This is a genomic window from Acinetobacter lwoffii (assembly GCF_052078135.1).
Lineage (GTDB): Bacteria > Pseudomonadota > Gammaproteobacteria > Pseudomonadales > Moraxellaceae > Acinetobacter > Acinetobacter lwoffii_Z.
The window spans coordinates 1-8,163 of the sequence record NZ_JBQGUZ010000046.1; the positions used below are offsets into that span (position 1 = coordinate 1).

4 protein-coding genes and 2 pseudogenes are annotated in these 8,163 nt (G+C 36.4%); all 6 read right to left on the reverse strand.

Going from position 1 to position 8,163, the window contains the following annotated elements:
* Positions 1 to 1,105 precede the first annotated feature (1,105 nt).
* The 6 genes and pseudogenes from ACTL4S_RS16090 to ACTL4S_RS16115 all read right to left on the reverse strand — a co-directional run bounded on the left by ACTL4S_RS16090 (position 1,106) and on the right by ACTL4S_RS16115 (position 8,046).
* Positions 1,106 to 6,151: a tyrosine-type recombinase/integrase gene (locus tag ACTL4S_RS16090; protein ID WP_253145951.1), complete on the reverse strand. Its 5,046-nt coding sequence runs from the start codon at positions 6,149 to 6,151 to the stop codon at positions 1,106 to 1,108.
* Positions 6,148 to 6,819, reverse strand: coding sequence for a hypothetical protein (locus tag ACTL4S_RS16095; protein WP_005105953.1), 672 nt, complete (start codon positions 6,817 to 6,819; stop codon positions 6,148 to 6,150). The genes ACTL4S_RS16090 and ACTL4S_RS16095 overlap by 4 nt, the downstream gene beginning before the upstream one ends.
* A gap of 146 nt (positions 6,820 to 6,965) precedes the next feature.
* A pseudogene (locus ACTL4S_RS16100) lies at positions 6,966 to 7,277 on the reverse strand (IS66 family transposase); the annotation flags it as partial.
* A gap of 74 nt (positions 7,278 to 7,351) precedes the next feature.
* On the reverse strand, positions 7,352 to 7,540 hold the full coding sequence (tnpB, locus tag ACTL4S_RS16105) for an IS66 family insertion sequence element accessory protein TnpB (RefSeq protein ID WP_004647767.1): 189 nt from the start codon (positions 7,538 to 7,540) through the stop codon (positions 7,352 to 7,354).
* Positions 7,537 to 7,689, reverse strand: a complete 153-nt coding sequence (locus ACTL4S_RS16110) for an IS66 family insertion sequence element accessory protein TnpB (RefSeq protein ID WP_004647769.1) — start codon at positions 7,687 to 7,689, stop codon at positions 7,537 to 7,539. The genes tnpB and ACTL4S_RS16110 overlap by 4 nt, the downstream gene beginning before the upstream one ends.
* Positions 7,686 to 8,046, reverse strand: a pseudogene (locus ACTL4S_RS16115) (transposase). Before ACTL4S_RS16115 ends, ACTL4S_RS16110 begins: the two are co-directional and overlap by 4 nt.
* Between the last annotated feature and the right edge of the window lie 117 nt (positions 8,047 to 8,163).

Below are 8,163 nucleotides of genomic sequence, written 5' to 3' on the forward strand. Positions count from 1 at the left end.
AGAAAGCTGTTATTGAACAAAGAAAGTTAAATCCTGTGCTTGACTCTTGTGGTTAAAAACAGGACATTTTAAATGGTTTATCGCATAGACATTTTAATTGGTGAATAACAGTATGATATTTCTTATTATATATCAGTATATTAAATTAAGCCGTTCTGGAGTATAGGGCACCAGAACGGCTTTTTATTGATTATTCATGTTCCACGCTTATTTACCAACCAATGTTCCACGGTTTTATGCAATCTAATTTAACCATAAAGTTTTAATTTTAGAAAATTAATATGAGACTTGATAAAAAAACCACCAATAATCGCGGTTTCTTTCAATGACAACTTATGTGTCGTTCAATGACATTTTATGCGTCGCAAATGACAACTTATGTGTCGCGTGACGTTATCCGCTTTAAATAAACATTTGATGATTGGATGTTTTTCAAGATCAGTTCGTGCTACTTCAAAATTGTCACGCTGCATTGAAGGTGACATTTCTTCTGCAACATGACTTTATGCTGAATAATATTTAATAATAGCAAACTAAGCATAATAGGCACAAAAAACTGTCAAAGCGGTTTTAATACTTCTGTAGTAATTTTCAGGTTTCCACGCCCGATTACAGATTTTGCTGTAACCTAATTATCAAATGGGTATCTTTTTCTTTGATCAAACCAAATTAGAATATTTTATTGATTTGTAAATGAAAAATATAAATAAATAAATAACGTATGGATCAAATTGAAAGCGAAGAAAAAAATCAAATTCGCGGATTTTCAGGCCTTTTAATCACTTATTAAGCTTAGGCTATTTCACCTAAGGAATCATGTTACATAGCTTCCAGCAGCAGACAAAACGCAATGGATAATGCGATGTTTTTCGGTTCTGTTGATCCATAAAAAATACTTAAGTCTCTATTATTAAGCTATAAATGAGCAGCAAGAAATTTTTCTATTCAGGTAAATGATATTATGCACACGTAGCTATCTCGAACAAATTCACAGAATTTGGCTGCACTTACATCCAAATTGTCATTTGAAATTAGCTCAATTAAGGTAGCGCTGTCTTTCAAACCTTTGTGTAACAAAGCGTGCATAAGTCATATATACTTAGATTCAGATATGATCTCCAATCGCTAAATATCGTACACTCAACCACGCAAGTACCCATCGCACGGCGCTTAATGACGCTTGTTGAGACATTATTCTAAAATAATCATATTTATTATGTTTCATCACTACCGGAAAAAACTGATGTTCTATAAGAAGTGAAAGCATAGGTTTATCTTCTGCCGTAAAATGCATCAATACTTTTGTTACATTACTCTCATACAACCATTTTTTTATTAACCAATTATAAGTGTCTGATTGGTTTCGTTCTAAATAATCAAATCGCTCTAAAATTTTTTGTGCGGAATTAAAATCTACAGCACTTAGTAATTCAGGCAAACGTGCTAACTTTCCTTGTGTCAATAATGGATGTCTTCCTATATTTGAACCACGTTTACCTGAAGGAATGTTTGACATCGTAATTAAAGCTCTCTTCCAGGACTCAATATCTAATTGTGGCTGCCCCTGCCCAGAAATAAGATACCGCTCAATATCTTCAATATTTTGAAATAGTTCGTGTTTAATTACTTTACCCGTCGAATTTCCTCTTTTTTGAGCATAGATTACCCACCTCTGAGTTTGTCTTTTTTTGAGTACATATTTTTCGATGGTATCTCTCAACTCATATTTTAGATTACTATTCTGTTGGTTAATCGCTTGGAAATGCCTGAATAAATTACTCCGACTCATGACTCGCTTAAAAAATGCAGTATGTAAATTGGGTTGCTGTTGTTGCATGCTATAGGCATAAGTAGCTAGAAATAAGATATGAATATAATGCTTTAATGTTGTCGATTCATGTAAATGTCCAAGTACTCGACCAATCGCCTTAATCCCTTGACCGACCTGTCCTTCATTGCCTACTAGCGTATTAAATTGTTCATTCGATGGCATCCAATTTTGTAGCCATGGCAGTTCTATCGTGAGCACTTTAAAATCCACCACTGTTTGCAAACACTTTAAAGTATATGCACTTGCAAACGTATGTCTTAAATGATGTAAGCTGAGATCAACATCTCCAGTGACTTTCTTTAATATTTGAGATATTTGATCAAAAAAAGGCTTATGTTCACTGTTCTCATCAGACATTAATATCGAATATTTTTTATTTTGATAAACATCATCTAATCCCTTTTTAATCGTCTGACTTAATAAATTCATCGGAACAACACGTTCTGATCCGAGTGTTTTTAGCTGATGCTCACCATAAGGACGAATTCTGAGCATATCCTCATCAATATCTAAGGGCCGTAAATGAAGTGTCTCTGAACGGCGTACACCCATCGCCGCAGATAAACGAAAATGACGCTGAATCTCTAGACGTAAAACAGTATCATTCACCCCAGATTCTACAGATTGTAATATTTGAACGATCTGCCGCACTTCATTTTTTGAAAAAACCTTAGCACTTGCTTGATGCGCTGTACGCTTGTGTAACTTTATACGATCATCATTTAATTGAATTAAAAATTCTCTAAAGCGATTCCACGCAGCGAGATGCTTGCGGTGTGGAAAATGCTCTTGCGTCAACTCCATCCATTTTTGAAATACATCTTCATCAATCTGGCTATCTTTTGTTAAATCTTCTGAAAACCCCAATATACCTGCACTGACGATGGCCAAATGTAGATGAATCATATTTCGATTCTGTAGACTTAACTCTTCTGCATCACAGCGTAAAATCAACCATTGCACAAAGCATGTTAATAAATTGACTGAGTAGTGATTCGTTTTATTACTAGCAAGCTGTTTAAGCCAAATGCTTGATCTAGACTCACCTTTTAGTTGCTGAATCATCGCTAAAATATCAGACAAATGTAGTTGCTCATCGCCTATTTCTATTTCACTTTCTGGCTCAGTGCTATCTAAACCTGTGGTTAATTTTTCATATTCGGATAATCGTAATAATTCATTTATTGAAAGATCTTCCGTCAGGACTTGGCCTGATATATAACCTGCAATCAACGGAGTGCTATTTAACATCACCTTTTGCTGTAAAGCTTTCAACCATTGAGCTAACGATAGAGTTGACTTAAGCCCTATTTGTTTTAAATATGTATTAAAACACTTTTGCCAAGCCGTTCTTTGTTGATTTCTTGACTGTGCTAAAATCTCTTTTAATCGGGGCTGTAGATACTGTCGGTCTACTAATATTAAAGTCGAGACATAAGGACTTAACAGTACTGTACGGCGTATCTTCGTCACAGATCTATCATTATTCACTGTTAGCTCAACGAGCCGACTATTCCCCATAGCGACTATATATTGATCAGAAGCAATAAACTCCAACATCGCTTGTAAATAGCTCACTCTGCACAGTTGTGAATACATGGAGAGTACAACCAGCAAACGTCCTATTTCAATATCACAATTTTGATGTTCAGGTAAATGTTCTAAATCCTTCTGAATAAGATCAAGTAAGTTTTGTTCAGTATAACTCCATGTACTAAAACTATTTTCAGATGTCAGCCACGTACGATTAGCTTTTTGAGGAAGTTGAACGAATAAAGGAATTTTAGTTTTATCGCGAATATAAGCACAATATGCCTTTATGGCTTCTGGCAAATCAATGTTTGTATTTTTAGCTAAATGGGAAGCTAATACATGTCCAAGCTCTAAAGCTACTTGTGGCTCAGGATTTTCCTCAAAAATCAACGGACAATAGGACTCATACTCTGAGTTTTTCAGCCATTCTTTTACATCATTCTCTGAATATTGTATTCTCAGCTTCGTCTCTACTTGAGCTGTTTTAGTCTCTTGGGTTAAAACAAATGTTGGAATATGCTTGATTTTAAAAAAATCAAAACCTTCAAGACATTCGAAACCTAATTGTTTTTGCAAGTTTTCTTGTACATCAAGCCACTGTTGTTGAAAAGCTGATACAGGAAATACAGATAACATATCCCATGGATGACGACCCCGTATCCAGTGCCCAAGTCCAGCGTCCTTGAACCGTCCAGGTAACTGATTATAATCAGAGCGAACCAACTTCCGTGCCCAATTTCTAACTAAACCTTCAATCTGATGAGGAGCACAAAGTTGCACAGCATAAGATGATAAATCAACACGTGGTTCAATTTGCTCCCCTAGCATTCCCATCAAACCACGTAAACCTTGAATCTGTTTGATCAACGCTTGCGTCAATGGCACATAACGATCGGTTGATTCATCTTGATGATGTTTATCTTGAATCAATGCCCAGCCTTGCTGACTGATCCACTTTGGAAAGGGCTGCTTAATTCCTCGTCCTGCAGTTGCAAGATTCATCCATAATGCTGTATACAACGTCAAGCTATCAAAGAGCACCTGCCAATTTTTATGTTCAGAAGCCTGATTTATTCTCTTTTTTATTCGTGTAATTTCATTTTGTATTTCAACAATCTTTATTCCAATTGGGCTACCCACACGCTTATTGGAAGAGTATATATATTCAGGAATATTAATTTTTATCGTTCTTAAACAAGCAGCCCAGAGTTGCTCAAGTTGCCTCTGTTCAAAAGAGGCATAATGAATCAAGTTATCATAATTTCGACCTGATGCATTAGTCACTGCTTTAACGACAGCTAAATCACCTTGGCTATGATCATATAACAACCGTGGAAGAATATCTCGAATGCTTTTGAGGCTGATTTCTAGCTCTTTAGGTACACGGTTAATCAGTTCACTCACGTCACGTTCAACTGCCATATGATGTCTTGTAATCCCAAGATTTTTGACTTGACTCACTAAATCATTGAGTTCAATCGGTAAAACCAAATGTAATTCATTGGTCCATGGCACATGAAATTTAGAATCTTCTGGTTTTTTTTTGAGTGTCGGTGTCCCTGCAAACACACTTAATACATACGCAGATAAAGTATGATCATACTGAATAGCAATATTATTCTGATCTGCATTTTGACTAAAACGAGGCGCTGTTAATTCACTCACCGAACGTCCTGTGAGTAAACTTAATATTAAAGCTAATTTTGCGCGTAAAATTAAGCTGGTATCAGTATGAGATGGTTGACAGAGCCTAAATATTTCTTGAATTGAAATTAAGGACAATCGCGATTTGGTCCAAACTAAACCAACATTTGCAGCTTCAATATGTTGAGAAGTAGATTTAGAGGCATAAAAACCTCGAATTAAATCGGATTGTTCTGCCAAAAAAAATGTAAACAATGGCTCCAATGGTGTTTCATCTTCTTCAATCTCATTATCCTCAAATACTTCAGATACTAGACCACGATGAATTTCATCTACATCCTCTAAAGGTTGAATAGCAATACTTAATGAGCCGTACCGTTGCAAGATCAGTTTTCTATGCTTTAACCCTATACGGTGTAAAAATTCTCGACGTTTCTTCTTATTTTTTAGTGGATCATTTTGCCAAATTTGGGATAAAAACAGCTTTAATATATAAAAAACATCATTTAATCGTTTATCTTCAGAACCAGCAGACATCAAATGAATCAGTTGTTTCGGTGAATTTTGAATAAGTAATTCTTTGACTTGTTCTAAAATATACTCATTACCTTGATCACCCAACAGCCTGATTGCTAAAAAGGCGTTATACACACGAGATCCTTTTTGAGCTTTCAGCTTTATGCTTCCATCACCCTTTAAATAACTACTATAAAGCCCTAGGGTATGTACTTTTTTTTGAAAGTAAAATATTTGCTCTAAAAACCAAATAATTACTGTATCAAAACTCTCATTATTTCGACTTCGTCCTGCTTGAATCAATAGCAAATCACAAATTCCACTGTCTCCAGTGTATGGACGTAATGGCGTGGGTGTATGTGTGTTTCTATCTATTGTTTCTGAGAAAAAATGTGCATATTCCTCAGAATCCTGCAATCTACTAATGATCTTTAACGTATTAAGCTCATCACGAAATTCTGGTAATTCATCATCCCCAATCAATGTAAAGATTCGCTGACAAATGACAACAATGCCAGCTAAGCTATAGTGTGCACGCAACAAAAATAATGCTTGGATCAGTTCTTTTTCTTCTATATTTTCATTCTGATTAATACATTCTAGGAGCTTCTTGAAATAACTTTTCATGAACTACTCCGAATACGATAGACTCTTGCCTTCTTCAAGTCTGTTAAAGCCAAAGCAACTTCTGCCATTGGTGCCACACGAACAATTTGCTGCTGATATTTTTGATAAAGTTCCTCCAGTCGAGGTAAAAATACAGAAAAGTTAGCTAAATGAAAATATGGTTGCACAGACTTACCCAGCTCTTTCACTTTAATTCTTTCTAATGGCAAAAGCTTCTGGGCGATATAACCAGCTAAAACATTTTCGATTAAAAAATTACCACTCACCACCGGTGATGCCCAATTAACCAATTCTTGAACAAAGGAAATCGGCAGCTTTTTCAAAAAATGCTGTGTATTTAAAAATAAAATCATTTCTTCTGGATCTAAACTCTTTAGTCGAAGTTGGCCTGCAACCACCATCTTGTCCTGTGCTTTATCCACTTTAGCCCAGTGTCTTCTTTTCACACTATCCTTTAGAGTTTTTACCTTACATAAGTCCCTATCGACAGCAAGCAGTAACTTACGATATATCGCGAGCAGTAGTAATGCTTGATTTTTAATTTTTTCTGAAAACTCCCGGCTCATTTCCTCATTGAGTAACATCATTTTCAAAACTAAAACTGGGCATGGTTTTTCAAACCTGCCTTCAGAAATTGTTAATGCATCAATGAGCAATGGTGTCATCATTTTTTTCTGCACAGGTAAGTTATTTTTAGCGTCACAATAGTAGAATAACACAGTCCCAAAATTAACAAAATTAAATCAAATAAATTTTATATTTAATAAAAAAGTATTTGATTTATATAATTTATTTACTAACTTTGTTTTTATACTAATTCATCAGCTGCGATATCTTCTTCGACCGCTTCGTCCCAAAGATGGATTTGTTTGGCCGTTAAGTGTTCATTCTTCTGGGCGAACTTATGCCGTTTAAACTGCGCAAGTTCATGCTCGTATTTTTGATTGAGAATAGAGAGAGATTTAACTTTAGAATCTAATTGCTGATTGGTGACTTCAAGATGTTGAACTCTGGCATCTAATTGCTGATTTGATTATGCTAAAGACTGATGCTGCATCGCCAATTGCCGGGTAAATTCCAGCAGTTGTTCATGGGTCAGTTGGCTTAAATCAGGCAGCGTATTCATGGCCGCAGTATGCTTGAGGTCATGACGCAGAGGAAATAGAATGTTTGGAGAATAGCAGAATGGCCGAGCTTGGTTTAGAGCATTGTTACCACTTGCTGCAGACCGATTCTTTGCCAAGCTAAACCTTGGATCAGTGCTTGTAAGTGCTCCGGGCTGAGGGCCACGGTTTCACCCTGGTGAACTTTAGCGCAGTGGAATTTTCCCTGTTCCAGCCGCCGGGCACACAGCCAGATGCCCAGTCCATAATGCACCAGCACTTTCATGCGATGGTCACGTTTGTATTACAGAATAGGTAAGCACAATGCGGTTTGATATAGCCAAAGGCTCTCAGCACCTGAGCCATGACAGTATCCATACCTGCTCGCATATCCAGAGGTTGGGTAGACAGCCAGATTTCATCGATACGGATCATGTTGCAAGTGCCTTGAGTAATTCTCCTAAAGCAGATATTTCTGATACTTGCCATTTCAAGCCAATTTCTGATTTTGAGTGGGGTAAAGTAATTTGAACCGTTAACATGTCAGTAGGAGTAGGATCTAATGGTGCAGAGCAAGATAAAGCAATAAATGCAGGTTTATTCAGTAGTGGTGAGCGATCATTTCTCTAGCTTACCATCAATTAAGCGAATCCAGTTGGATAGGGGATTTGTATTCAATCCATGTTGCAAAGCGACTGAAGCAATTGAAACGTCCGGTGCTTTACAAGCCTGAACGATCTGCTGTTTAAATTCAGCACTGCATGTTCTTCGTTTTTTCTCAAGAGATGTGATGGATGTCTAGGGTGTGTTGACACTTTTAGCTTAAAAAAATAGCGAAGTAGTAAAATCAAATCGCCAAACCCAATTTTACTATTCGCTATGCCTCGTACCATGCTGACAGATCAACAC

What these genes read in the sequence shown, in the direction of transcription:
- ACTL4S_RS16095 (WP_005105953.1), bottom strand. Translation starts at nt 6,819, where the DNA reads ATGATGACACCATTGCTCATTGATGCATTAACAATTTCTGAAGGCAGG.
- ACTL4S_RS16110 (WP_004647769.1), bottom strand. Translation starts at nt 7,689, where the DNA reads ATGATCCGTATCGATGAAATCTGGCTGTCTACCCAACCTCTGGATATG.
- tnpB (WP_004647767.1), bottom strand. Translation starts at nt 7,540, where the DNA reads ATGAAAGTGCTGGTGCATTATGGACTGGGCATCTGGCTGTGTGCCCGG.
- ACTL4S_RS16090 (WP_253145951.1), bottom strand. Translation starts at nt 6,151, where the DNA reads ATGAAAAGTTATTTCAAGAAGCTCCTAGAATGTATTAATCAGAATGAA.